The sequence below is a fragment of the Paucimonas lemoignei genome, from assembly GCF_004342585.1.
GTDB lineage: Bacteria > Pseudomonadota > Gammaproteobacteria > Burkholderiales > Burkholderiaceae_D > Paucimonas > Paucimonas lemoignei.
On the sequence record NZ_SLZQ01000002.1, the window covers coordinates 12,169 to 37,481 of the forward strand.

Annotated in this window: 29 protein-coding genes; 9 read left to right on the plus strand and 20 right to left on the minus strand. The window is 58.6% G+C overall.

Annotated elements, in window-relative coordinates:
* Positions 1-5 precede the first annotated feature (5 nt).
* Complete coding sequence (locus tag EDC30_RS03240; RefSeq protein ID WP_132257278.1) at positions 6-833, minus strand: transporter; 828 nt, start codon at positions 831-833, stop codon at positions 6-8.
* A 226-nt stretch (positions 834-1,059) separates the two neighbouring features.
* On the opposite strand from EDC30_RS03240, the gene EDC30_RS03245 reads away from it, so the two are divergent.
* From EDC30_RS03245 to EDC30_RS03255, 3 genes are all read left to right on the plus strand, one after another.
* Positions 1,060-1,338 (plus strand): hypothetical protein, encoded by a 279-nt coding sequence (locus tag EDC30_RS03245; protein ID WP_132257280.1) that lies wholly within the window; start codon positions 1,060-1,062, stop codon positions 1,336-1,338.
* A gap of 63 nt (positions 1,339-1,401) precedes the next feature.
* Positions 1,402-2,088 carry an ankyrin repeat domain-containing protein gene (locus EDC30_RS03250; protein ID WP_243656635.1) on the plus strand — a complete coding sequence of 229 codons (687 nt, stop codon included), beginning with the start codon at positions 1,402-1,404 and terminating at the stop codon, positions 2,086-2,088.
* A gap of 67 nt (positions 2,089-2,155) precedes the next feature.
* Complete coding sequence (locus EDC30_RS03255; protein WP_132257282.1) at positions 2,156-2,584, plus strand: pyrimidine dimer DNA glycosylase/endonuclease V; 429 nt, start codon at positions 2,156-2,158, stop codon at positions 2,582-2,584.
* 74 nt (positions 2,585-2,658) lie between these two features.
* Here the strand turns inward: EDC30_RS03255 and EDC30_RS03260 are convergent, their stop codons facing one another.
* The 5 genes from EDC30_RS03260 to recG form a co-directional block, all read right to left on the minus strand.
* A complete protein-coding gene (locus EDC30_RS03260) occupies positions 2,659-3,072 on the minus strand; it encodes a hypothetical protein (RefSeq protein WP_132257284.1) in 414 nt (137 codons plus the stop codon).
* Positions 3,073-3,372: 300 nt separating this feature from the next.
* On the minus strand, positions 3,373-3,696 hold the full coding sequence (locus tag EDC30_RS03265) for an ElaB/YgaM/YqjD family protein (protein ID WP_132257286.1): 324 nt from the start codon (positions 3,694-3,696) through the stop codon (positions 3,373-3,375).
* A 110-nt stretch (positions 3,697-3,806) separates the two neighbouring features.
* Positions 3,807-4,673, minus strand: a complete 867-nt coding sequence (gene ubiA / locus EDC30_RS03270; protein ID WP_132257760.1) for a 4-hydroxybenzoate octaprenyltransferase — start codon at positions 4,671-4,673, stop codon at positions 3,807-3,809.
* Positions 4,674-4,697: 24 nt separating this feature from the next.
* Positions 4,698-5,645 carry a LysR substrate-binding domain-containing protein gene (locus tag EDC30_RS03275; protein WP_132257288.1) on the minus strand — a complete coding sequence of 316 codons (948 nt, stop codon included), beginning with the start codon at positions 5,643-5,645 and terminating at the stop codon, positions 4,698-4,700.
* A 64-nt stretch (positions 5,646-5,709) separates the two neighbouring features.
* Complete coding sequence (recG, locus tag EDC30_RS03280) at positions 5,710-7,917, minus strand: ATP-dependent DNA helicase RecG (RefSeq protein WP_132257290.1); 2,208 nt, start codon at positions 7,915-7,917, stop codon at positions 5,710-5,712.
* Positions 7,918-8,049: 132 nt separating this feature from the next.
* Between recG and queA the strand changes: the two genes are divergently transcribed.
* From queA to secF, 5 genes are all read left to right on the plus strand, one after another.
* Positions 8,050-9,069: a tRNA preQ1(34) S-adenosylmethionine ribosyltransferase-isomerase QueA gene (gene queA / locus EDC30_RS03285; RefSeq protein WP_132257292.1), complete on the plus strand. Its 1,020-nt coding sequence runs from the start codon at positions 8,050-8,052 to the stop codon at positions 9,067-9,069.
* 2 nt (positions 9,070-9,071) lie between these two features.
* Positions 9,072-10,196 carry a tRNA guanosine(34) transglycosylase Tgt gene (tgt, locus tag EDC30_RS03290; protein WP_132257294.1) on the plus strand — a complete coding sequence of 375 codons (1,125 nt, stop codon included), beginning with the start codon at positions 9,072-9,074 and terminating at the stop codon, positions 10,194-10,196.
* Positions 10,197-10,402: 206 nt separating this feature from the next.
* Positions 10,403-10,669, plus strand: a complete 267-nt coding sequence (gene yajC / locus EDC30_RS03295) for a preprotein translocase subunit YajC (RefSeq protein WP_243656661.1) — start codon at positions 10,403-10,405, stop codon at positions 10,667-10,669.
* An 85-nt stretch (positions 10,670-10,754) separates the two neighbouring features.
* Entirely contained in the window at positions 10,755-12,614 is a 1,860-nt protein-coding gene (gene secD, locus EDC30_RS03300) for a protein translocase subunit SecD (RefSeq protein ID WP_132257298.1), read from the plus strand.
* A gap of 26 nt (positions 12,615-12,640) precedes the next feature.
* The gene (gene secF / locus EDC30_RS03305) at positions 12,641-13,585 is read left to right on the plus strand and encodes a protein translocase subunit SecF (protein WP_132257300.1); all 945 of its coding nucleotides are present in this window, start codon (positions 12,641-12,643) and stop codon (positions 13,583-13,585) included.
* Between the two features lie 112 nt (positions 13,586-13,697).
* Here the strand turns inward: secF and EDC30_RS03310 are convergent, their stop codons facing one another.
* The 5 genes from EDC30_RS03310 to purB form a co-directional block, all read right to left on the minus strand.
* Complete coding sequence (locus tag EDC30_RS03310) at positions 13,698-14,144, minus strand: MarR family winged helix-turn-helix transcriptional regulator (RefSeq protein ID WP_132257302.1); 447 nt, start codon at positions 14,142-14,144, stop codon at positions 13,698-13,700.
* A 76-nt stretch (positions 14,145-14,220) separates the two neighbouring features.
* Positions 14,221-14,796, minus strand: coding sequence for a YceI family protein (locus EDC30_RS03315; RefSeq protein WP_132257304.1), 576 nt, complete (start codon positions 14,794-14,796; stop codon positions 14,221-14,223).
* Between the two features lie 60 nt (positions 14,797-14,856).
* Complete coding sequence (locus EDC30_RS03320) at positions 14,857-15,420, minus strand: YceI family protein (protein ID WP_132257306.1); 564 nt, start codon at positions 15,418-15,420, stop codon at positions 14,857-14,859.
* Positions 15,421-15,464: 44 nt separating this feature from the next.
* Positions 15,465-15,992: a cytochrome b gene (locus EDC30_RS03325; RefSeq protein ID WP_132257308.1), complete on the minus strand. Its 528-nt coding sequence runs from the start codon at positions 15,990-15,992 to the stop codon at positions 15,465-15,467.
* Positions 15,993-16,111: 119 nt separating this feature from the next.
* Positions 16,112-17,479: an adenylosuccinate lyase gene (gene purB, locus EDC30_RS03330; protein WP_132257761.1), complete on the minus strand. Its 1,368-nt coding sequence runs from the start codon at positions 17,477-17,479 to the stop codon at positions 16,112-16,114.
* A gap of 233 nt (positions 17,480-17,712) precedes the next feature.
* On the opposite strand from purB, the gene EDC30_RS03335 reads away from it, so the two are divergent.
* The gene (locus EDC30_RS03335) at positions 17,713-18,324 is read left to right on the plus strand and encodes a glutathione S-transferase family protein (protein WP_132257310.1); all 612 of its coding nucleotides are present in this window, start codon (positions 17,713-17,715) and stop codon (positions 18,322-18,324) included.
* 85 nt (positions 18,325-18,409) lie between these two features.
* Here the strand turns inward: EDC30_RS03335 and bfr are convergent, their stop codons facing one another.
* The 9 genes from bfr to EDC30_RS03380 form a co-directional block, all read right to left on the minus strand.
* Complete coding sequence (bfr, locus tag EDC30_RS03340) at positions 18,410-18,880, minus strand: bacterioferritin (protein ID WP_132257312.1); 471 nt, start codon at positions 18,878-18,880, stop codon at positions 18,410-18,412.
* Between the two features lie 184 nt (positions 18,881-19,064).
* Complete coding sequence (locus tag EDC30_RS03345; RefSeq protein ID WP_132257314.1) at positions 19,065-19,481, minus strand: ExbD/TolR family protein; 417 nt, start codon at positions 19,479-19,481, stop codon at positions 19,065-19,067.
* The gene (locus EDC30_RS03350) at positions 19,481-20,197 is read right to left on the minus strand and encodes a MotA/TolQ/ExbB proton channel family protein (RefSeq protein WP_132257316.1); all 717 of its coding nucleotides are present in this window, start codon (positions 20,195-20,197) and stop codon (positions 19,481-19,483) included. The genes EDC30_RS03345 and EDC30_RS03350 overlap by 1 nt, the downstream gene beginning before the upstream one ends.
* Positions 20,198-20,210: 13 nt before the next feature.
* Complete coding sequence (locus EDC30_RS03355) at positions 20,211-20,960, minus strand: energy transducer TonB (RefSeq protein WP_132257318.1); 750 nt, start codon at positions 20,958-20,960, stop codon at positions 20,211-20,213.
* Between the two features lie 110 nt (positions 20,961-21,070).
* Positions 21,071-21,277, minus strand: coding sequence for a (2Fe-2S)-binding protein (locus EDC30_RS03360; RefSeq protein ID WP_132257320.1), 207 nt, complete (start codon positions 21,275-21,277; stop codon positions 21,071-21,073).
* Between the two features lie 133 nt (positions 21,278-21,410).
* Complete coding sequence (locus EDC30_RS03365) at positions 21,411-21,782, minus strand: group III truncated hemoglobin (RefSeq protein ID WP_132257321.1); 372 nt, start codon at positions 21,780-21,782, stop codon at positions 21,411-21,413.
* Positions 21,783-21,863: 81 nt separating this feature from the next.
* Positions 21,864-23,060, minus strand: coding sequence for an NO-inducible flavohemoprotein (gene hmpA / locus EDC30_RS03370; RefSeq protein WP_132257323.1), 1,197 nt, complete (start codon positions 23,058-23,060; stop codon positions 21,864-21,866).
* A 341-nt stretch (positions 23,061-23,401) separates the two neighbouring features.
* Positions 23,402-24,505, minus strand: a complete 1,104-nt coding sequence (gene mnmA / locus EDC30_RS03375) for a tRNA 2-thiouridine(34) synthase MnmA (protein ID WP_132257324.1) — start codon at positions 24,503-24,505, stop codon at positions 23,402-23,404.
* 5 nt (positions 24,506-24,510) lie between these two features.
* Positions 24,511-25,005, minus strand: a complete 495-nt coding sequence (locus EDC30_RS03380) for an NUDIX hydrolase (protein WP_132257326.1) — start codon at positions 25,003-25,005, stop codon at positions 24,511-24,513.
* Between the last annotated feature and the right edge of the window lie 308 nt (positions 25,006-25,313).

Consider the following 25,313-nt stretch of genomic DNA (forward strand, 5'->3'; position numbering starts at 1 on the left):
TGCAGCTAAAACCTTGCCGACAGCCCGATAGTCCAGGCCCAATCGGGTGTGTTCCTGTTGAGCCCGCGCCGCAAGGCCGCATCGACTTGCCAGGAGTCGGACAGCAAATAGGTCGCGCCTGTGCCGGCGTACACCATTGAGTCGCCATTGCTTGCATGCGCGATCTGCGGCGCAGCCAGTTCGATAAACGTGGCGAAGCGGTCTGCCCACTGCTTGCCGAGCACGATACCGAATATGCCCGAGGCAAACCGCTTGCCACTGTCGGTCTTGTCGTAGCTAATTCCCGGCATCACGCCCAACGAAAAATCAGCAGGCAATTCCCATTCCGCTGTCGCGCGCAGCGATGGCCTCAGTCCGTTGCCGCGAAACGACGCCGTGCCGGTATTCATGTCGAGATTCAGAAGTATGCCCACCGAAGGCGTGCTGCCCTGGCCATCCCTTACGTGCCACTTCGCTCCCAGCGAGGCATCGGCATAACCTGTCTCGACGGTGGCAACGCCTGTGGCTAACTCCTTGCTCCGATGGATCGTCCTGCCATCACTTTCCAGGCGCAATTCCCACGTATCACCCAGCCCCATGCGCAGCAACACCGGCGTGGTGAAGCTGCGCTCTCTGGTGCCGCCGGTGTTGGTGCGATCCCATGCCAGCCCGGTTTCGATCTGCAAGCGGCCCTTGCCGACGACTGCGCTGGATTCGACAAAGTCCGGGCGGTCGGTAGAGATTTTGTCATTGCTTGCAGCATGGGCGGCGCCGGCCGATATCAGCGATGTGGCCAGCAAGACGCCGATGATCTGGCTGCAAGGATGGAGAATGGCTTGGAGAGACGCGTACATGTTTACAAGTTGTATGAAAGGCTTAAATGAAAACATCGCAACTTTTGATTATCTGGCCGATTCTGAAAAAATCAGTCGCGCTCAACCTGCTCGAACGCAAGAAAACGGCGCGTGCCGAATGGGCGGCCTAGATTGCTACTATTAAATGCAAGAAACTTTGACTTGAACGCATCGTCGAATAAGGCACCAAAGCAGTCATTCACGAACAAGAATATGGAGCCTGTAGATGGATTTGCATGTGGAAAGCCGGCCCGGATATCGAGGCCAACCCGAGCCTACCGCCTTTGAACTGGGCGGCCAGGTTGTGAAAGTCCGACAAATCATTGATCGCTGGATAGCCAGCGATCATAGTTACTTTAAGATAGAGGCGGATGATTCCGGCATTTATATCCTGCGCTTCACGCCGGATGAACGGCACTGGGAAATGACGCTTTTCCAGTCGCCGGCAGGGCTGGAATTTTCCGGGATATATTCTTCATCAAGACGCGCCAGGACAAGACAGTGAGGAGTCACTGAAGGGCAGGGCGTGAATATAAGCCAGTCGATGCTTCGGGGAGGCACGAGCGATATGCGCAAATCCATACGGTTTTTTCTTTGCCAGCTTTGCATGCTGGCCTGGACTGGCGCTGTCCTGATGCCGGCGGCCCGCGCCGATGCCATCGAAGATTTTTTCAAGGCTGCGGAAATGGATAACGTCGATGAAGTCCGTTCCCTGTTGCAGCAAGGCTTGAACCCGAATGTCACGGAAAAGTACCGGGGCAATACCGGTTTGATCACGGCCTTGCTGGAAGGCTCGGTGAATACGTTTCACGAGCTGGTCAATAGGCCCGGCGTGGACCTGGAAGCGACCGCAAGAAATGGCGACAATGCCCTGATGATTGCCGCCTTCAAGAAAAACCGGACGGCGGTGGATACGCTGCTGGCAAAGGGTGTCGCCATCAATCGCCCGGACTGGAACGCCTTGCATTACGCCGCGGCCAGCGGCAGTAACGATATCGTCGAGACATTGCTGGAACGCGGGGCGGAAATCAATGCGCGCTCGCCCAACCAGAGCACGCCCCTCATGGTCGCTGCCTATGAAGGCCATTTCTCGACGGTGAAGCTGCTGCTCGATCGCGGAGCGGATGCCTCGCTGATCAACGAGTTGAACATGAATGCCGTCGATTTCACCAAGCGGCTGGACCGCCGCGACATTGCCGAATTATTGACGGATCATTTGAAAAAGAATGGGCAATTGCGCGCTTCGCTGAAATAATCCGGCTTTCTGCGATAACTAAAAACGGCCGGCATCAAATGGACCGGCATCAAACGAGGATAGCCCAGTGCGCCTATGGTCTTTACACCCGCGATATTTGGATACGAAAGGCTTGCTCGCCCTGTGGCGGGAAGGCTTGCTTGCGCAGAACGTGCTGCTTGGCCTTACCAAGGGGTACAAGCATCATCCGCAACTGAACAGATTCCGTGCCGCTGCCGATCCGGTGGTGGCGATCGGCGCGTATCTGTCGCAAGTGGTGATCGAAGCGACCAGTCGCGGCTACAAGTTCGATCACACGAAAATCATCAGGAATGCCGCCTGTCCGGAAATCGATGTCACGCTGGGGCAGCTTGAATACGAGTGGCAGCATCTGCTGGCCAAGCTGAAATCGCGCTCGCTCGAGAAATACGAAAATGTGAAGGATATTCCCACGCCGGAAGCGCATCCATCCTTTCGCGTCGTGCCGGGCGATATCGAGGACTGGGAGCGGATGTAGTCGCGATTCTCAGGACCTTATCCGCTCTCTGCTTTAATCTGATGTACTACTTCTGCCGAACATGATCGGCAGGTTCAACGTGACGTCGGTCGCTCGATATTCTGCCGGCGCGGCGGTGGCAAATCTTCCGGCGCGGTTTCCGTTCCGGCATCCAGATCCAGGTCCGGGCTGAGATAATCGATGCGGTCGGTTTCGATATCGGCATTCAGCTCCACATCGCCTTCACGCCCTGCGGTGACATCCTCGCCGGTGGCAGTCGAGTCTTCATTATCGTCACTGGCTTCAATATTGCGGATATCCGGGTCTTCCGTGGTGCCGCGGTCCAGGTCCAGTCCGAATCCCGGCTCGTCGATGGCCCGTATGCCGGGCTGCACATCGCTGCCGGTGTCGGAAAGGTCGCTCGGACCGAGTTCCTTGTTGCTGTGTCCTTTGCCAAGCTGGCGGTCGGGTTCGGGCATGTTGTCCGGGTCCAGGGTGCTTGATGACATGGTGGCTCCTTTTGTGTTGATGAATGACGCTGACTCAGCCGTGTGCGATGGCGCGTGGTGACACGCAAGCGGGAAAGAAGCGCGCAACTTCACCGGCATCCCATCGCCAGGTCCGAGCAAGGCGTACACAATGAGTGTGATTGCCTGAAATGCAATCGGTTCGATGCCCGCAGCATGTTGATCCTTGCCGGACCCGGGTTGGCTCTGCAGCGGGCCGCAGCGCAGGAGAAAGAGAAAAGAAAAAGAGAAAAGAAAAAGGGCCTTGGGATGCACCAAGGCCCTGTAGCGGCGTTAAACGGATTAGCGACGCATCATGAGAAAGCCCAGCACCACGCCGATAGCGGCACCGATGCCGACGGCTTGCCATGGGTTATCGCGGACATACTGGTCCGTGCTATCCATCGCAGTGCGAGTGCGTTCGCTGACATTTTCCTGGATGTCAGAAAAGTTGCTTTTTGCCTGGCTGAAGGTGTCTTGGAACTTGGAACGGGCATTGCGATATTGCTCGCTCATTTGTTCACCAAGCTGCTGGCCGGTTGCCTTCAGCGTATCAGTGGCATCCCGTGCCGCGTTTTTCATGTCTTTACCCATCGAATCACTTGAATTGGTCGAACTGTAGTCCATGGCCAAATCCCCTCTTGAAAGTAGAAATTTGAGTGTAAGCAGAGAGAAGGGAAATGGCTTGCGCCTAATCAAAGCATGATGGCGCTTGACGTGTAACGGCGCATTGTCTGTCAGCTCAAGGCGTAGTCCAACGCCACGCCGGCAAAGAGCGCCGCGCCCAGCCAGCTATTGTGTAGAAAAGCGGCAAAACAACGCATGCGCTCACGTTCGCGAATCAATTGATAATGATAAATGGCGCAACCAACAGCCAGTAGCCAACCGGCGATAAACCAGGAGCGCAATCCGGCTTGCCAGCCGATGAAAAGAACGAGAAGTAACCATGCGGCATAGCACAGCATGATGATGGCAACATCATAACGGCCGAATGTCAGCGCCGAACTTTTGAGGCCGATCCTGATATCGTCGTCACGATCGACCATGGCATATTCCGTATCGTAGGCGATGGTCCAGAGCACGCTGCCAGCCAACAAAAGCCATGCAGTGAACGGCACGGCATTAAGCGTAGCGGCATACGCCATGGGGATGCCAAAGCCATAGGCAATACCAAGGTAAGCCTGCGGAACCGGAAAGAAACGCTTGAAGAACGGATAGGTTGCCGCAAGCAGCACGGCCACCACCGACAGCTGCAGCGTCAGCAGATTCAGGAAAGGCAGGATTAGCAGGAAGGATATGATCGCCAGAGTGGCGGCGACCGCCAGGGCTTCACGCCCGCTGATTTTTCCTGAAGTCAGCGGGCGGTCCACCGTACGCTTGACGTGGCGGTCGAAGTCGCGGTCGGCCCAGTCATTGATGGCGCAGCCGGCGGAACGCATCAGGGCCGTCCCGATGCTGAAAATCACCACCAGTCGCCAGTCGGGATGGCCATTGGCAGCCAGCCACAGCGCGATCAAGGTCGGCCACAATAACAGCAGAATGCCGATCGGCTTATCTGCGCGCACCAGGCGCCAATACAGTTGCAGACGGCTTTCATGGGGCATTGCGGCGGTATTCATTCTTCTTGTTCAGCTTTCAGTAATCTTGGCATCGGGCAGCATGGTAACGCCAGGTAAATCGCAGGAGAGGATGCCTTGGCGCAGCGCTTCCAATGCTGCCTGACGCGTGAAACTCTTGCGCCATGCCAGCACGACGCGGCGCGACGGCACCGGTTCTTCAAAGGAGACATAGCGCAGCATGCCATCCTTGTCCGGCGTTGGCGGCACCGAGGCGGCAGGCAGCACGGTCAAGCCAATGCCAGAGGCAACCATGTGACGGATGGTTTCCAGCGACGAACCTTCGAAGGTGCGGGCAATGCCATCGCCGTTATTGGAAAAGCGTGCCATTTCCGGGCACACTTCCAGCACCTGGTCGCGGAAGCAGTGGCCGGCGCCCAGCAACAGCATGGTTTCCGATTTCAATTCTTCGGAGGCAATGCTGGGGCGGGTGGCCCAGGGATGGTTTTTGGGGACCGCGACGACAAAGGGTTCATCGTACAAGTCCTGGATTTGCAAGCCCGTGCTCGGCAGCGGCAAGGCCATGATGGCGGCATCCAGCTCACCCTGGCGCAGCAGTTCGATCAGGCGTGTCGTGTAGTTTTCCTGCAGGATCAAGGGCATCTGCGGCACTTGCTCGATCATCACCTTGACCAGTTGCGGCAGCAGGTAGGGAGCGATGGTGTAGATCACACCCAGGCGAAACGGTCCGGACAGCGGATCCTTGTTCTGTTTCGCCAGCTCCTTGATGGCGGCGGTCTGCTCCAGCACGCGCTCGGCTTGCGCGACGATTTGCGCGCCCAGTGGCGTGACGGATACTTCGCTGCCGCCGCGCTCGAAAATCACCACGCCCAGTTCATCTTCCAGCTTCTTGATCGCCACCGACAGGGTCGGCTGGGCGACGAAGCAGGCTTCCGCTGCATGGCCAAAATGTTTATGGCGCGACACGGCAACGATGTATTTCAATTCGGTTAAGGTCATCTTGCTCATCCCCTATGGCAAATGCAAGCATAACGCAGATTCACGTTAGTCATCTTGCCACTCCTTATACCTTCAGGAATTCTTCCTTGTCGCCAAGCCAGCGGGCCAAGTGCCGTGTTACCGTCGGAGGATCGTTTTGCAGCAACATTGCGGCAGTATCGCGCGCTTTTTCCACAAGCCACTGGTCGGTTTCCAGATCTGCAAAGCGCAGCAGGGCCTGGCCGGATTGTCTTGCGCCGAGAAATTCTCCGGGTCCACGGATTTCCAGGTCGCGCCGGGCGATCTCGAAGCCATCCGTGGTTTCGCGCATGGTCATCAGGCGCTGTTTGGCGACATGACCCAGCGGGGCTTGATACAGCAACAGGCAGACGCTGGCGGCAGCGCCTCGGCCAACGCGGCCGCGCAACTGGTGCAATTGCGACAGGCCAAAACGCTCGGCATGCTCGATCACCATCAGCGAGGCATTTGGCACATCGACGCCGACTTCGATCACGGTAGTGGCCACCAATACGTGCATCTCGCCACGAATGAAGGCATCCATCACCGCCTGCTTTTCCGCCGGTTTGAGGCGCCCGTGCACGAGACCCACGCGCAGGTCGGGCAGGGCGGCTTGCAGCGCGGCGTGGGTATCGGTGGCGGTCTGCAATTGCAGGGCTTCGGATTCTTCGATCAAGGGGCAAACCCAGTACGCTTGCCGGCCTTCCAGCGCTGCGGCATGCACGCGCGTGATCACTTCCTCGCGGCGGTTTTGATCGACGACGCGGGTGACGATGGGCGTGCGTCCAGGCGGCAATTGATCGATCACCGAGACTTCGAGGTCGGCGTAATACGTCATGGCCAGGGTGCGCGGAATCGGCGTGGCCGACATCATCAGCTGGTGCGGCACGGTAGCCGTATCCGCGACATTTCCTTGGCCATTTTCCGCATTCGTTCCATCACCCGCAGGCACATCGGTCAAGCCCTTGTTGCGCAAGGCCAGACGCTGGCCGACGCCGAAGCGGTGCTGTTCATCGACGACCACCAGCCCCAGCGCTTCGAATTCCACGCCTTCCTGGATCAGTGCATGCGTGCCGATCACCAGCCGCGCATGGCCGGAGGCGATATCGGCCAGCGCTTCGAGCTTTTCCTTTTTCTTCAGGCTGCCGGTCAGCCAGGCCACCGGCACGCCGAGCGGTTCCAGCCAGGCGGCGATCTTGTGGAAATGCTGTTCGGCGAGGATTTCGGTGGGTGCCATCAGCACGGCCTGGTAACCGCTGTCGATGGCTTGCGCGGCAGCCAGCGCCGCCACCACGGTCTTGCCGCTGCCGACATCGCCCTGCAAAAGACGCTGCATCGGATAAGGCTGACGCAGGTCGGCGCGAATTTCATCCAGCACCCGCCGCTGCGCCGGCGTGAGCTGGAAGGGCAACGCCTGCAGCAGCCGCGATGACAGGTCGCCGTTGACCGTCAACGGCGGCGCGCCCTTGTTGCGGCGCGCCAGCTGGGCACGCTTGAGCGAAAGCTGCTGCGCCAGCAATTCGTCGAATTTCATGCGGATCCAGGCCGGATGCGAGCGCTCTTCGAGGGCGCGTTCATCGACATCTGCCGGCGGATTGTGCAACAGGCGCACGGCTTGTTCGAACGGCATCAGGCCCAGCGACGCGCGCAGGGATTCCGGCAAGGTGTCGTGCCAGTCGAGCTGGAAGAGGGCATCGTTGACGGCCTTGCGCAGTATGGTTTGCGACAAGCCTTCGCCCGCAGGATAGACCGGGGTCAGCGCGGTCGGCAGCGGCGCCCCTTCGTTGATCACCTTGTAAGCCGGGTGGACCATCTCGACGCCGAAAAAGCCGTGGCGCACCTCGCCGCGCGCGCGGATCCGCGTGCCTTCCGCGAGCTGCTTGGTCTGGCTGCCGTAGAAATTCAGGAAACGCATCACCAGCGGACCGCTGTCGTCGGCAATCGTCACCACCAGCTGGCGGCGCGGGCGGAATTGCACATCGCACGACGTCACCACGCCCTCTACCTGCGCCACCGAGCCGCCCATGAAGCCGGCTTCGGCGATCGGCACGACCTGCGTTTCATCCTCGTAGCGCATCGGCAGGTGCAGGGCCAGGTCGGCCGGGGTTTTCAGGCCAAGGCGGGCCAGCTTGTCGGCGACCTTGTTGGGGCGCGCAGCGGTTTTTGCCGCAGCCTTGGCTTTGCCCTTAGCCTTGACCGCAGCCGGCGCTGCCGCAGTGGCGGCGTCCGATTTCGCGGCAGATTTGGCGGCTGGAGTGGATTTCAATGCGGGCATTTGGAGTGGCAAACCGTAAAGTCGGCGGCACAGCGTAAAATAGCGGGTTTGTCCGGGCTGCCGCCATGATTTTGCGCTGAACTAGCCATGGCATTTTGCCATGCGGCCCGATTTCTCGTCATTATTTGCAGCATGTACTCACTTTCCGATTTCGATTTCGACCTGCCGCCCGAACTGATCGCGCAAACGCCCCTGGCCAAGCGCAGCGCGTCGCGCCTGCTGGAGGTCGATGGCCCGCGCTTGGTGGACCGGCAATTCACCGAGGTTGTCGATTTGCTCTCGCCGGGCGATTTGCTGGTGTTTAACGATACCCGCGTACTGAAGGCGCGTTTTTTCGGCGCCAAGCAAAGCGGCGGCAAGGTGGAAGTCCTGATCGAGCGCATTCTCGACAACCGCACCGCGCACGCCCAGGTGCGCGCTTCCAAGTCGCCGCAGCCGGGCAGCAGCATCCGCCTGGCCGATGCCTTCGATGTCACGGTGGGCGAGCGCGCCGGGGAATTTTATACCCTGAGCTTTCCTTCCGACGTGTTCGAGTTGATCGAGGCGCACGGCCGCCTGCCGCTACCACCGTATATCGAGCACGCCGCCGATGAATTCGACGAAGAGCGTTACCAGACTGTCTACGCCAAGGAGCCGGGTGCCGTTGCGGCGCCGACTGCCGGCCTGCATTTTGATGACGAATTGCTGGCGCGCTTGCGCGCCAAGGGCGTCAACATGGCGTTCGTCACGCTGCATGTCGGCGCCGGCACATTCCAGCCGGTGCGCAGCGAAAACCTTGCCGAGCACCAGATGCATAGCGAGTGGTACACGATTCCGCAGGAAACCGTGGAGGCGGTGCGCGCTACGCAAGCGGCAGGTCGCAACGTGGTCGCCGTGGGCACCACCAGCATGCGCGCGCTGGAATCGGCGTCGCAATCCGGGAAGCTTGAAGCGGGCAGCAACGACACGCGGCTATTCATCACTCCTGGTTACACCTTCAAGACCGTCACGCGCCTGGTGACGAATTTCCATCTGCCCAAGTCGACGCTGCTGATGCTGGTGTCGGCCTTTGCCGGCTACGAGGAAATCCGCGCCGCCTATGCCCATGCGATTGCGCAGAAATACCGCTTTTTCAGCTATGGCGATGCCATGCTGTTGAAATTGAAACGATAACGATGAAATACACCTTACTCAAAACCGATGGCAAGGCTCGTCGCGGCCGCCTGACCCTCAACCACGGCACGGTGGAAACGCCGATCTTCATGCCGGTCGGGACGTATGGCTCGGTGAAGGCGATGTCGCCGCTGGAATTGCACGAGATCGGCGCCGAAATCATTCTTGGCAATACCTTCCACCTGTGGCTGCGACCGGGCACCGAGGTGCTCGACAAGTTCGGCGGCTTGCACGGCTTCATGGGCTGGGACAAGCCCATCCTGACCGATTCCGGCGGCTTCCAGGTATTTTCGCTGGGGGAGATGCGCAAGATCACCGAGGAAGGCGTCAAGTTCGCTTCGCCCGTGAATGGCGACAAGCTGTTCCTGTCGCCCGAAGTCTCGATGCAGATCCAGCGCTCGCTCAATTCCGACATCGTCATGCAATTCGATGAATGCACGCCGTATGAAATCGACGGCCGCCCGGCCACCGAGAAGGAAGCGGCCGATTCGATGCGCATGTCGCTGCGCTGGGCCAAGCGCTCGCGCAATGAATTCGACCGTGGCGAAAATCCCAACGCCTTGTTCGGCATCGTCCAGGGCGGCATGTTCGAGCATTTGCGCGACGAATCGCTGGCCGGATTGGAGGAAATCGGCTTCCATGGCCTGGCGATCGGCGGTTTGTCGGTGGGCGAGCCGAAGGAAGACATGCTGCGCATCCTCGCCCACGTCGGTCCGCGCCTGCCGGCCGACAAGCCGCATTACCTGATGGGCGTGGGTACGCCGGAAGACCTGGTGGATGGCGTGGCCAATGGCATCGATATGTTCGATTGCGTCATGCCGACGCGGAATGCCCGCAACGGCTGGCTGTTTACCCGCTTCGGCGACATCAAGATCAAGAATGCCCGCTACAAGGATGACCCGGCGCCGCTGGACGAAACCTGCGGTTGCTACGCTTGCCGCAATTTCTCGCGCGCTTACTTGCATCACTTGCATCGCGCCGGCGAAATCCTGGGGGCGCGCCTGAACACCATCCATAACCTGTATTACTACCTGCAATTGATGCGGGAAATGCGCGAAGCCATCGAGGCCGGCGAATTTTCTGCCTTCGTGGCGCGCTTTAACGCCGAGCGGGTACGCGGAGTGTAATGGCTTTCACAAAGCCGCCGGGAATCAAGGCGGCCATCAAGCCCGGGTTTAGCCCGGGAAAATGGGAAGGTAAATCAGCCCGGCAAACCGCTTTTCCGATGCTAAAATGCCGGGTCGTTCCTGTTTACTATTAATTATTGGAGTTTAACGTGTTCATTTCCAACGCTTATGCACAAGCTGCCGGGGCTGGCCCAGAGTCCAGCCTGATGAGCTTTTTGCCGATCATCATCATGTTTGCGGTGCTGTACTTTCTGATGATCCGCCCGCAAATGAAGCGTCAGAAAGAACAGCGCACCATGCTCGAAGCCCTGGCCAAGGGCGATGAAGTCATCGCCGCCGGCGGCATCGTCGGCAAGGTCATCAAGGTGGGCGAAGCCTATGTGACGCTGGAAGTCGCCAATGGCACGGAAATCGTCGTGCAAAAGGCCACGGTCGCCACCTTGCTGCCGAAAGGCACCGTCAAGGATCTGTAATTACCGCGGCAGGCCCGCAGCTTAGTCCTGCGGGCCGCGGCTTTGATGCCGTCATCGCCGTCATGCTACCGAACGCTGGAGCACCATGAATCGCTATCCAATCTGGAAGTACATCATCATCGTCATCGCGCTGCTGTTCGGCGTGCTGTATACCCTGCCTAACTTCTTTGGCGAATCGCCCGCGGTGCAGATCAGCAGCGGCAAGGCGACCCTGAAGCTGACTCCCGAAACTGCCGAAAGGGTGCAACAGTCGCTGGAAAAGGCCAATATCAAGACCACCGGCGTGGTGTATGACCAAAGCGGCGCACAGGGAACCGTGCGGGCGCGCTTCGCCGATACCGACACCCAGTTCAAGGCCAAGGCTTTCCTGGAAAAGGAATTGAACACGGACCCCAACGATCCGGCCTTCCTGATTTCCTTTAACCTCTTGCCGAATACCCCGCAATGGCTGCAAAGCCTGCGCGCCATGCCGATGTACCTTGGCCTGGACTTGCGCGGCGGCGTGCACTTCCTGATGCAGGTCGATACCAAGGCGGTCATGAACAAGCGCGTGCAGGGGATCCAGTCCAGCGTACGCAGCATCCTGCGTGACAAGAACGTGCGCCACGCCGGCATTTCCCGCAACGGCAACGTCATCGATGTGACTTTCCGCGATGCGCAAACCCGCAATCAGGCGCGCGACGTGCTGGCCGGGCAACTGCCGGAAGTCCTGCTGACCGATGCCGGCAGCGGCGACGAACTCAAATTGCAGGTAGCTCTGCGTCCGGAAGCCATCAAGACCACGATGGAAGACGGCTTGAAGCAAAATATCTCGACCCTGTCCAAGCGCGTCAACGAGCTGGGCGTGGCCGAGCCGGTGATCCAGCGCCAGGGCGCCGACCGTATCGTGGTCGAATTGCCGGGCGTGCAAGACGTCACCCGCGCCAAGGACATCATCGGCCGCACCGCCACCCTGGAAGTGCGCATGGTGGATGAATCGATTTCGCGCGGCACCGAGGAAACCGCCGCCGTGCCGTTCGGCTCCGAGCTGTTCAAGGTGGGTCGCGGCGCGCCGGTCATCCTGTACAAGGATCCGGTCATCACCGGCGACTACATTTCCAACGCGTCCGCCACCTTCGACCAGAACCATCAGCCTGCCGTGGCACTCGACCTGAATGGCGATGGCGGCCGCAAGATGCGCGAAGCCACCCGAAACAAGATCGGCAAGGATATGGCGATCGTGCTGTTTGAAAAGGGCAAGGGTGAAGTCCTGACCGTGGCGACCATCCGCGATGAACTGGGTTCGCGCTTCCAGATCACCGGCATGGGCAATTCCGAGGCGGCCAGCGACCTGGCCTTGCTGCTGCGCGCCGGTTCGCTCGCCGCGCCGATGGAAATCGTCGAGGAACGCACCATCGGTCCGCAACTGGGCGCCGACAATATTGAAAAAGGCTTCAATTCGGTGGTGTGGGGCTTTGTCGCGATTGCCGTGTTCATGGTGATCTACTATCACCTGTTCGGCTTTTTCAGCGTGCTGGCGCTGTCGATCAACCTGTTGCTGCTGATTGCGGTGTTGTCGTGGATGCAGGCGACCCTGACCTTGCCCGGCATGGCGGCGATCGCCTTCACGCTCGGTATGGCGATCGACGCCAACGTGCTGATCAACGAGCGTATCCGCGAAGAGCTGCGCGCCGGCGCTTCGCCGCAGTCGGCCATTGCCGCCGGCTTCGACCATGCCTGGGCGACGATTCTGGACTCCAACGTGACCACCATGATCGCCGGTCTGGCGCTGCTGATTTTCGGCTCGGGCGCGATCCGCGGCTTTGCGGTGGTGCACTGCCTGGGTATCCTGACCTCGATCTTCTCGTCGGTGTTCGTCATGCGCGGCATTACCAACTTCTGGTATGGACGCAAGAAGAAACTGACCAGCCTGTCGATCGGACAGGTATGGAAGCCGGAAGCTTAAGTTAAGCGGAAATTGAAAGGTTAATCATGGAATTATTCCGCATCAAAAAAGACATCCCCTTCATGCGTCATGCGTTGATTTTCAACGCGATCTCGATCCTGACCTTTGTCGCCGCCGTGTTTTTCCTGTTCCACAAGGGATTGCACCTGTCGATCGAGTTCACCGGCGGGACCGTGATGGAGGTTGCCTATTCCAAGCCGGCTGACCTGGATGCGATCCGCGCCAATATCAACCAGCAAGGGTACACGGACATCCAGGTGCAGAGCTTCGGCACGGCGCAGGATGTGATCATCCGCCTGCCGGCACAGAAGAACGTGAGCTCGGCGCAGGTCAGCGAGAAAGTGATGGGCGGCCTGAAAGCGCAGGACGACACGGTCCAGCTGCGCCGCGTCGAATTCGTCGGGCCGCAGGTGGGCGATGAGCTCACGCATGACGGCTTGCTGGCGCTGGCCATGGTGGTGGTCGGCATCGTGATTTACCTGGCGATCCGTTTCGAATGGAAGCTGGCCGTGGCGGCGATCATCGCCAACCTGCACGACGTGGTGATCATCCTCGGCTTCTTCGCCTTCTTCCAGTGGGAATTCTCGCTGACGGTGCTGGCGGCGGTGCTGGCGGTGCTGGGTTATTCGGTGAACGAATCGGTGGTGGTGTTCGACCGCGTGCGCGAAACCTTCCGTGACCGCCGCTTCGGCAAGCTGGCGACGCCGGAGGTGCTCAACCATGCGATTACCCGCACCATGTCGCGTACCATCATCACTCACGGCTCGACCCAGGCGATGGTGTTGTCGATGATGCTGTTCGGTGGTCCGACGCTGCATTACTTCTCGGTGGCGCTGACCATCGGTATCCTGTTCGGCATCTATTCCTCGGTGTTCGTTGCTGCCGCCATGGCGATGTGGCTGGGCGTCAAGCGTGAAGACTTGATGAAGCCAGTCAAGCCGAAGGATGAAACCGACGGTGCGGTGGTCTAAGACCAAGCGACTAACAGGCTAAAAAAGCCAAAATAAAAGCCGGCGCATGCGCCGGCTTTTTTCTTGCCCGCTGCTTTGCTGCGAGCGGATATTGCAGGTGAAGGAAGTGGGGTCAGCCTTTTTTATCAGTCATGGCGGCATCCAGGCTGGCTTTCAGGCGGCCCAGCTCGCGCTCCAGGGCGGCAAACTCTTCTTCCGTATAGTCGAGGAATGGCTGTTTGCAATGCTGCACGTGGCCGGGGAACACCTGCTCGAATTCGCGCTGGCCGTGCTCGGTCAATTGCACCAGGGTGCAGCGGCGGTCATCGGTTTGCGCCACGCGCCTGACCAGGCCGCGTTCTTCCAGGCGGTCGATCACGCCGGTAAGGGTCCCCTTGGTGATCAGGGTCCGCTCGCCAAGTTCGCGGAAAGTCATGCCTTCCGTATTGCCTAAAGTGGCGATGATGTCGAATTGCGAAGGCGTCAGCTTCGTGCGGCGCACGTCCGCGTTCGAGTATTGTTCGAAGGTCTGATAACACTGCGCCAGAAGACGGATACTGCGAAAGAATCGTTCTGCCATAAGAAGAATAAAAGGGCGCCGCTATCGCGCGCGCCCTGAAAAGAAATGAAACCGGCGCATATGGCCGGTTTGCGGATTAGTCAGCCTTCAGGGCTTCGACCTGGATGGCCAGCTTGACTTCCGGCGAGAAGCCCATCGGCACGCCATAGTTCAGGCCGAAGTCGGTGCGGTTGAAGGTTGCGCTGGCATCGGCGCCACACACTTCGCGCTTGAACATCGGGTGCTGGATGCACTTGAACTTGTTGATCGTCAGAGTCAGCGGCTTGGTCACGCCCAGCAGGGTGAATTCGCCTTCCGCTGCAACAGGCACGTCGCCATTGAACTTGATCGTGTTGCTCTTGAAGGTCGCAGTCGGGAATTTCTCGACATTGAAGATATCCTTGCTCTTGGCATGATCGTTCATCTTGGCGTGGCCGAAATCGATCGAGCTGGTGTCGATGGTGATATCGATGGTGCCGGTCTTGGCGGCGCGGTCGAGCGTCACGGTGCCGCTGGATTTGTTGAACTTGCCGCGCCAGGTGGAAATGCCCATGTGGTCGGCTTCGAAGCTCGGGTAAGTGTGATTCGGCTCAATGTTGTAGGTGGTAGGAGCGGCGATTGCCGAGACCGATGCGAGGGCCAGTGCTGCTGCGGCGAGGGTTTTGAGTTGCATGCTGTAATCCTTTTGTTAACGGGTTGCTGAAAGTACTTGGAGTTGTCTGCAGATTTGCTGCTATTGCGCCGTCACGACGCGAAACTTGATGGTGACTTCATCGGCGACCATGCTGGTGTCTTTCCAATCGCCTTCGCCGATGTTGAAAGCCAGGCGCTTGATCGGCAGGGAGCCTTCGAACACCTGCGCGGCGCCTTCCTTCTTCAGGGTCAGGGGGAAGGCCACGTCTGCCGTCTTGCCCTTGATGGTCAGCTTGCCTGCGACATCATATTTGCCGCCGGCAGCAGGCTTGATGCCGGTGGAGACGAAGGTCGCCTTGGGATACTGGGCGGCGTTGAACCACTCTTTCTTCATGACTTCGCTGTTGAATTCCGCGCTGCCGAGATCGAAGCTGGCGACGTCGATATCGATGGTGGCCTTGGATGCTTCCGGCTTGGCGGCGTTGAAGTCGATCTGGGCATTGAATTTCTTGAATTTGCCTTCCACCGGCACGCCCATCTGCTTGGAAACGGCAGTCACGCTGCTCTTGGCGGTGTCGACTTTCAATGCCGCCCAGGCCAGGCCCGACAATGCCAGGCAAAGCACGGCCGTGCCGCCGGTATGGAAAAGCTTACGAAGTGTCATGATGAGTCCTTTCTGATGTGGGGGCGAATAAGGGTATGGACAGCTTACGGCAGCATGCGCTTGAGCACGCCGTCGCGGTCGATGAACTGGTGCTTCAATGCGGCGGCCACGTGCAGGATGACTGCTGCCAGCAAGCCCATGTTGAGCCAGTAGTGCACAGCCTTCAGCACCGGCTTCAGTTCCGGGTTGGGATCGATCAGCACCGGCAGCGGCAACACGCCAAGATACACCACCGGCACACCGGCAGAGAGGCTATAGAAATAGCCGGATAGCGGAATGGCGAACATCAGGATATACAGCAAGCCATGCAGCGCTTCAGCCGCCTTGATTTGCCAGGCTGGCATGAGTCCGGCAGGCAAGGCGGGCGCGCGATGCGTCAGGCGCCACAGCAAGCGGAGGGCGGCAAGGCCGAGCACGGTCACGCCAAGCCATTTATGCCACGAAAAATACTTCAGCTTGGTCGGCGTCAGGCCGGGAATATCCGTCATGGTCATGCCCAGCGCAAATGCCGCCACGATCAGCAAGGCGATGAGCCAGTGCAGGGCGACTGCTGTCTTGGTATATTTTTCCATGTGTTTTTAGAAATTTGTACTGATTCAATTAGTTCGAACTAGGACTAATATAGCAAAAAAATGGCAAGTGTGTTTGCCGCCCCAATAATTGCGGTAAACACACTTGCGATGAAGAAGCGTCAGATCTTGCGTGCCAGCTCAGCAGCAATGCCGATGTAGTTGGCCGGTGTCATCGCCAGCAACTGGTCCTTGGCAGTCTGCGGAATCGCCAGACCATTGATGAACTCTCGCAGCGCATCTTTGGAAATGCCCTTGCCGCGGGTGAGTTCCTTCAATTGCTCGTACGGATTTTCGATGCCGTAGCGGCGCATTACGGTCTGGACCGGCTCGGCCAGCACTTCCCAGGTAGCGTCGAGGTCTTCGGCCAGGCGTGCCGGGTTGACTTCCAGCTTGTTCAAGCCGCGCAGGCAGCTGTCGTAAGCCAGCAGGGTATAGCCGAAACCGACGCCGATATTGCGCAGCACGGTCGAGTCGGTCAGGTCGCGCTGCCAGCGCGATACCGGCAGCTTTTCCGCCAGGTGCTTGAGGACGGCGTTGGCCATGCCGAGGTTGCCTTCGGAATTCTCGAAGTCGATCGGATTGACCTTGTGCGGCATGGTGGATGAACCGATTTCGCCAGCCTTGGTGCGTTGCTTGAAGTAGCCCAGCGAGATATAGCCCCAGATGTCGCGATTCAGGTCGAGCAGGATGGTGTTGGCGCGCGCCACGGCGTCGAACAGCTCAGCCATGTAATCGTGCGGCTCGATCTGGATGGTGTACGGGTTGAAGGTCAGGCCCAGGCGCTGCTCGATGACATTCTTGGAGAACGCCGGCCAGTCGAATTCCGGATAAGCCGACAGGTGGGCATTGTAGTTGCCGACTGCGCCATTCATCTTACCGAGGATTTGCACATTGGCGACGCGCTCGATGGCGCGCTGCAGGCGGGCCACCACGTTGGCGATTTCCTTGCCGAGCGTGGTCGGGCTGGCAGGTTGGCCATGGGTGCGCGACAGCATCGGCAATTCGGCGTTGTCATGCGCGATCTCGGTCAGCTTGGCGACAAGCGCCTGCAACGCCGGCACCATGACATTGTCACGCGCGGCCTTGAGCATCATGCCGTGCGAGGTGTTGTTGATATCTTCCGAGGTGCAGGCGAAGTGGATGAATTCGGATGCGGCGACAAGCTCTGGCACATCCTTGACCTTTTCCTTCAACCAGTATTCGACGGCTTTGACGTCATGGTTGGTGACGGCTTCGATTTCCTTGATGCGGGCAGCGTCAGCTTCATTGAATTCAGCAGCCAGCTTGTCCAGCAGCGCATTGGCGGCCGGCGAGAAGGGCTTGATCTCGGCAAAGCCGGCATTAGACAGAGCTTGCAGCCAGGCGATTTCGACTTTGACGCGATGGTGCATGAAGCCGGCTTCGGACAGGATCGGGCGCAGCTTGTCGGTTTTGGCGGCGTAGCGGCCGTCGAGCGGAGAGAGGGCGGAAAGCGCGGAGAGTGACATGGCGGAATTGCTGATATGAAGATAAGAATCCGCCATTTTACCATCCGTTGCGCCCATCAAATCGCGTGCCAAATCGCTTGCCGTCACGGATTTCATTCCCTCCCCGGTAGCGGCACTGATGGCACCTATGGGAGAACGTAAAAGGAGGGCAAGGTAAAACAGCAGGGCTACGGTGCCTAATCCGCAAGGCGCCAGTGTTATAATCTGCGCCCGAATTAACCTATGCGATTGCCATGAAATTGATCGGTTCCCTCGCCAGTCCCTATGTGCGCAAAGTGCGCGTGGTCATGGCGGAAAAGAAGCTGGACTACGAATTCATTCTTGAAAACGTCTGGAGCGCCGATACCGCGATCCAGCAATCGAACCCGCTCGGCAAGGTGCCTTGCCTGGTGATGGAAGACGGCGGCGCCATGTTCGATTCGCGCGTGATCGTCGAATACCTGGATACCATGTCGCCCGTCGGCAAACTGCTTTCCGGCCAAGGTCGCGAACGCGCCGAAATCAAATGCTGGGAAGCGCTGGCCGATGGCGTGCTGGATGCCGCCGTCCTGGTTCGCCTGGAGCGCACGCAGCGTCCCGAAGCGCAGCAAAGCCCGGCTTGGATCGAGCGCCAGTGGGGCAAGGTGAATGCCGGACTGAAAGCCATGTCGGCAGGACTTGGCGACAAGCCTTATTGCGCCGGCAATCACTACACGCTGGCGGATGTCGCGGTCGGCTGTGCGCTGGACTGGCTGAGCTTCCGTTTCCCGGCATTGCAATGGCGCGAGGAGTATCCGAATCTCGCCCGTCACCTCGACAAGCTGTCGGAACGTCCATCGTTCAAAGACACGGTGCCGCAGCTTTGATCAGGTGAGCATGCGGCCGGTATGCATGCCGGGGCAATAAAAAACGGGGCCGAGTGCCCCGTTTTTTCATGTCCGCCAAACCGGTTTATTCATCCATTTGCGATTGCAGGTAATTCTGCAAGCCGACCTTGTTGATCAGATCGAGTTGCGTTTCCAGCCACTCGATATGTTCTTCCGTATCTTCCAGGATTTCGCGCAGGATTTCGCGCGACACATAGTCGCCCGCGGCTTCGCATGCCTTGATGCCGTCTCTTACCGTCGCTTGCGCTGCCTGTTCCAGCTTCAAATCGCATTCCAGCATTTCCGGCGTCGATTCGCCGATCATCAGCTTGTTGAGCGCCTGTAGGTTGGGCAAGCCATCCAGCATCAAAATGCGATTGATGAGATTGTCGGCATGCTTCATCTCGCCAATCGATTCGTCGTATTCCTTTTTGCCGAGCTTGGTAAAGCCCCAGTGACGGTACATGCGCGCATGCAGGAAGTACTGGTTGATCGCTGTTAATTCATTGGTCAGCTGCGCATTGAGCAGCCTGATGATGTTGGGATCGCCTTTCATGTTCGCCTCGGCTCGATGGAAAATTAATTTTGGAGTGCAAGGATGATAACGCAAACCGACCCAGGCTTGTTGCGGCGTTTGGAAGAATGGCGGGACAAGATGGTAAAAGCAAAGCGGGAGAACAAAGTCTCCCGCGCAAGTGCTTGACTAGAAGCCGCCCTGAGAATCCAGGCGCAAATGAGGACTATTTCGATTCCGGGTCGGTAATGAAGCCAAGCTTGGTCAGCCCGCCCGATTGTGCCGCCGCCATCACTTGCATCACTGTCTCGTATTGCGTGGTGCGCTCGGCGCGCAAGTGCAATTCCGGCTGCGGCGTATGCTTTGCCGCTTCGGTGATGCGCAGCTTCAGCTGCTCCATGTCGATCTCGTCGGTATTCCAGAAGATCTTGCCCTGCGCATCGATCGACAGATTGATGTTGTCCGGCTTGCTCTGGTTCGGCTCGTTAGTCGCATGCGGCAGATCGATCTTCACCGTATGGTTGATAACCGGGATGGTGATGATGAAAATGATCAGCAGCACCAGCATCACGTCGACCAGCGGCGTGGTATTGATCTCCGGGTTGAAATCGTCGTCGTTATCCGACAAAGAACCCATTGCCATTATGCGGCTCCCACGACGGCCAGCTTGCCGCTATCGCGACCGGCACTGGCACGCGCACCGGTGACGAAGAGGGCATGCAGGTCGAAGCCGAACTTGTTCAGGCGCGCCGTGACATTCTTGTTGCCGCGTACCAGCGCGTTGTAGCCGAACGATGCGGGAATTGCCACCGCCAGGCCTAGTGCAGTCATGATCAGTGCTTCGCCAACCGGGCCGGCGACCTGGTCGATGCTGGCTTGACCGGACGAACCGATCGCGACCAGTGCGTGATAGATACCCCAGACGGTGCCGAACAGGCCGACGAATGGCGCGCTCGACGCGACCGATGCCAGTACCGCCATGCCGGTTTGCAGGCGTGCGGTGATTTCATCGACGGCTTGGCGCAGCGATAGCGTGACCCAGTCGCTGACCGACAATTCATCGTGCAGGTGCCCCTGGTGCGCGCTGTGGTGCTTCATGGCGCTGACGCCGGCTTGCGCCAGTGAGGCAAACGGATTGTTGCTGCCCAGTGCGGCCAAGCCTTCCTCCACCGTCGTGGCATCCCAGAATTCATGGCCGGCAGCTTTGGCGGCGCGGCGGTATTGCCACAGCTGAATCGCCTTGGTGACGATGACGTACCAGGAAGCGATCGACATGGCGATCAGCAGGAAAGCGACTCCCTTGGTGATCAAGTCGCCTTGCTGCCACAGGTTTTGCAGTCCGTATGGGCTTGCTTGCATGATGAGTCCTTATTTATCTATCTAATTGAAAGCTTATTGGCACATTTACCCGATAAGGTATTGGCCCGCCATTTTCCGTGTAAGGCTTGAAGACTGCGCGCAGGACGGCTTGACGTGCGGCTTCATCCAGGCGCGGCACGCCAGATGATTTATGAATGTCGGCTTGCTCGGCGCGGCCACGTTCGTTCACCAGGACGCGCAGCGTGACCGTGCCTTCTTCGCCCAGGCGTCGTGACACTGCCGGATAGACCGGGCTGGGCGGTTGAATGTATTCGACGCCGCTGGTGACCAGCTTGGGTTGGGCTGGCCCGGGCGGCCCGGCAGGCGCGCCCGCCGCAGCGGCAGCGTTAGGAGCCGGTGCGGCCGCTGCCGCCTGTGCGGGAGGCGATGCCGGAGCGGGGGCTGGCGCCGGGGCTGTTTCGGCGGGCTTGCTGATCGATTTTGGCGTGGGTTCCGGTGTCGGTTCGGCTTTCGGCGTTTCCTTCACCTGTTTCTTGGGTTGCGGCTTATGCCGCTCAGGCTTGGGCTCTGCTTGCGGCTTGACAGGTTCGGGTTGCGGAGCCGGCGCTGCGGCCGTGGGTGCCGGCGCCGACTGGGCCGCGATCAGGGTAGCGACGATTTCGCGCGGCTCAGCCCGGCTGACGGGTTTGCTCAAGCCGTTTTGCAAGGCAAAGAAAGCGGCGACGTGCAGCAGGATCACCAGGCCGAGCGGGCCTAATTGCTGAAAGAGATGCGACTGTTGGCTGGTGCCTTGGCTGGTCATTTGAGGGATGGGCTGGTGTTCGATGGTGGTTGGCGAACAGACAACCGCCAGGAGGCAATGGTAGCGGAGGAGGCAAGAAGCGCCATGATCTGGAATAGACTGTGCGGCGCTCAGGCCGCCATGGCTTGCAAGGAGAAGGGCAGGATCGAGACGGTTTCCTGGCATTCGCGCAATACTTGCTTGGCGCAGGAATGGCATTTGCCGCAACAGGTTCCGACATCGAGGTGTTTGCGCAAGTCTGCCAATGTCGTCATGCCTTCTTCGGCAGCCTGGCGGATTTTACGGTCGGATACGTTGTTGCAGACACAGACAATCATTGCTACACCCATTAAGCCAAATTGTGAATTGATTGTAAATGATAACAATTCTTATTTAGATTATGGGGTAAGTCATGGAAATATGCAAGCAATTCGATCCGGGCCAATGTCAGCCGGAGTCCCGATGGGCTTTTCAAACGAGCTTTTTACCGAAGTAACCCAGCTGCAGGCTGCCGGCAATGCGTTGTGCCACCAATAAAACTTCTTCAGCCTGCGCGCCAGCGTAGAGGGTCGTGACCGTTTCATGAAACAAGGCGAGCCAGCGGACGAAATGTTCTTTTTCGATACCATGCAAGGCCATATGCTTGCCAAACACATTGCCCTGGAAGGTGCCGCTGCCAAGCAGCACGGTCGACCAGAATTCCACCATGCGCGGTAAATGCACATCCCAGCCATGCGGCAAAGCCTCATCGAACACCGGCCCCAGCACGTCGTCGCGACGCACGCGATCATAGAAGCCGTGGACCATGCGGTGGATATTGTCGGGAGTGAATGCAGTTTCCATGCTTGATGACCCTCATTGATTCAGGCAGCGGCGGCATATCGTGACTCCACCGCTGCCAGGCTTGGATGGCGGCGAAAGGGATCAGCTCAAGTGATCCAGCATCTCGGGGCCAAACACTTCACGATGCAGGCGGACTACCGGCACGCCGGCGGCAAGCAGCGCACTCCATTGCTCGCGCATGAAGCCCAAAGGACCGCACAGATAGACATTCGTTTCCATGCGTGGCCAGGATGGCAGGCGCGCCACCTCCATGCGGCCGGCAAGAATCTCGTCAGTATCGGCAGCCAGCGATTCATGGAAGCTGATAACTTGCAGGTTCGGCATGGCAGCCTTAGCGGCGGCGATGTCAGCCTGGTGAGCGTGATGCGCTTCATCACGCGCGGCGTGGCCGAAAATCACATGCCGACGCGGATTGGCGCGCACGATGTGATTCAGCACCGCGACCATGGGCGTGATGCCGATGCCGGCGGATAGCAACACGACCGGCTCGTCCGAATCGGCATCAGGAGTGAAGTCGCCGAAGGGGTGCGTAACCCGGAGCAAGTCGCCTGCCTTGACGTGATCATGCAGCCAGTTCGATACGGCACCGGCAGGAATTTGTGAGTTTGCTGCTTCACGCTTGACCGAAATCCGCAGATGCGGCGCCAGCGGCGAATCGGACAGGCTGTATTGCCGCAACTGGCGACGACCATCGGCGAAATCGACCGCGACGCTGACGTACTGGCCAGGCTTGAAGGCAGGCAGCGCCTTGCCATCGATAGCTTCCAGCGTGTACGACATGACATCTTCGCTTTGACGCGTCACGGCCGCCACGCGCATGGCGCGCAATTCGCCTGCCTCGGTAGCCGCTTGCCGATACAGTTCCTTTTCGGCTGCGATGAGCGCGCTGGCCAGCTCGCCGTAGGCTTCTTCCCAAGCCGCCAACAGAGCAGGAGTAGCGGCGTCGCCCAGGGTTTCCTGGATGGCGCCAAGCAGATGACGGCCGACGATCGGGTAATGCTCGGCACGAATGCCGACCGAGGCATGCTTGTGGACGATGCGCTGCACGACCGGTTGCAGGGCCTGGGCATTGTCGATATTGGCGGCATAGGCAAACACGGCCGCTGCCAGGGATTGTTGTTGGACGCCGCTGGCCTGATTTCCCATGTTGAACAGATTGGTCAATTCAGGATGAGCGGCAAACATGTTGCGATAAAAAGTGCGGGTGATCGCAAGGCCGTGTTCGCGCAGTACAGGCACGCTGGCATCGATATACGGGCGGGCAGCAGGGGATACCATAATTTCTCCAATTAATGCATTTTAAATGCAACTTTAAAAACGAAATTCACCAGCTCGACGATGAGGTGGGAAACACCTCATTCATCTTCATAAGTTCATGCGCACTCGTGGCAAGACGTTGACGTCAGCCGCTGCATGAACTTGCGGTGTCGTTGCGCGATGCAAGCGGCAGTCAGAACACAGCCGGCCCGGACGCGAGCAATCAAACGCAAGATTCAATAGCGACAAAGCGCCCGCAAATCAAGGCATCCGCGCTGATGATTCCTGATTGTATCAAACATGCTTATAAAATGCATGTTTATTGCAATGCGCCTAGCCGGAAAGGCGCATTGCTAAAAGACTTAACGGTTGATGATGCCGCCGCCCAGGCAGACATCGCCCTGGTACAGGACTGCGGATTGTCCGGGTGTGACAGCCCATTGCGGCGTCGGAAAGGATAGCGAGAAGCCATCCTTTCCGCTGGCTTGGAAATCGCACGGCACATCGGCCTGGCGGTAACGGGTTTTCGCCGACAGCATGCCTGATGCCGGCGGGGGGCCGGCAATCCAGCTGGCCTGGCCCGCTTCCAGCGCGGACGACAGGAGCCAGGGATGGTCATGTCCCTGCACGACATGCAGGACATTGTTTTCGACATCCTTGCGCGCCACATACCACGGGTCGCTGTCGCCTTCGGCATTCTTGTGTTTTTTCGAGCCGCCGATACCGATGCCCTTGCGCTGGCCCAGCGTATAGAAGGACAAACCGACATGTTCGCCGACGACATCGCCTTCCGGCGTCATCATGGGGCCGGGCTTGTACGACAGATAGCGATTCAAAAATTCACGGAAGGGCCTTTCGCCGATGAAGCAGATGCCGGTGGAATCCTTCTTGGTCGCATTCGGCAATCCGATCTTTTCAGCAATCTGGCGCACTTCCGTCTTGTGGATTTCCCCGAGCGGAAAGAGCGTCTTCGACAACTGCGCCTGGTTTAGGCGGTGCAGGAAGTAACTCTGGTCCTTGCTGGCATCGACTGCCTTGAGCAACTGGAACTGGCCGGCATCAGGCCCGGACGTCACTTGCCGCACGCGCGCGTAATGACCGGTAGCGATCAGGTCGGCGCCGAGATGCATGGCGTGGTCGAGAAAGGCCTTGAACTTGATCTCGGCATTGCACAGCACATCCGGGTTGGGCGTGCGGCCAGCCTGGTATTCGCGCAGGAATTCGGCGAACACGCGTTCCTTGTATTCGGCGGCGAAATTGACCGCCTCGATATCGACACCCACCACGTCCGCGACGCTGGCTGCATCGATCCAATCCTGGCGGCTCGAACAATATTCTGAATCGTCATCGTCTTCCCAATTTTTCATGAACAAGCCGATGACTTCATACCCTTGCTGCTTCAGCAGCCAGGCGGAAACGGAAGAATCCACGCCGCCCGACATGCCGATTACTACTCTTTTAACCATGTTATTTAACCAGTAAACGCGCCGATTGCCGTCGGGTGAGTGTACAACAACGACAATGGTGCGCGCTTGCCCTGCAGGTAATCGTCCACGCATTGCATCACCAGCGGGCTGCGATGCTTTTCGCGGCAGGCCAGCATTTCGTCGTAAGTCATCCAGACCGCGCGCAGAATGCCGACATCCAGCGGCAGGTCATGTTTGGCGCCGACTTCACCGCAGAAGGCGAAACGCAGGTAGGTCACTTCCTTGCCGGTGCGCGAAGAGAGATAGCGCGACATGTAGATGCCGACCAGCGCAGTCGGTTCGAAATCATGGGCGGATTCTTCCAGCGTTTCGCGCGTGACCGCATGCGCCAGCGTTTCTCCCGGATCCAGGTGGCCGGCAGGCTGATTGAAGCGGATACCGTCGCTGGTCTCTTCTTCCACCAGTAAAAAGCGGCCTTCCCGCTCGATAATGGCTGCGACCGTGACGGACGGTTTCCAGGTATGTGAAGTTGAACTCATAGTATTCGTAGCCTTAGGACCCAGATTGATCAGGTTGGCATCAGGCGAAAGCGAGGCAGGAAGAAAGGGAGGCATTTTACCGTGTCAGCGAAATCGTTATTCAAGTCAATTGTTACTAGAGCAGTGGACTAGCACCATAAATATATGGTTCCAAGAAACATTCCCACTATTGCAATTAATTGACGGGAAACAATCTTTCTACGGAAAGAATGACATTCTTGTTAAAGTAAAAACCACTTTGGCTATCACATATAATTCCTACAATTAACGTTTCTTGTGAGAAATTAAATGCGGTGTAGTGGAGCTGC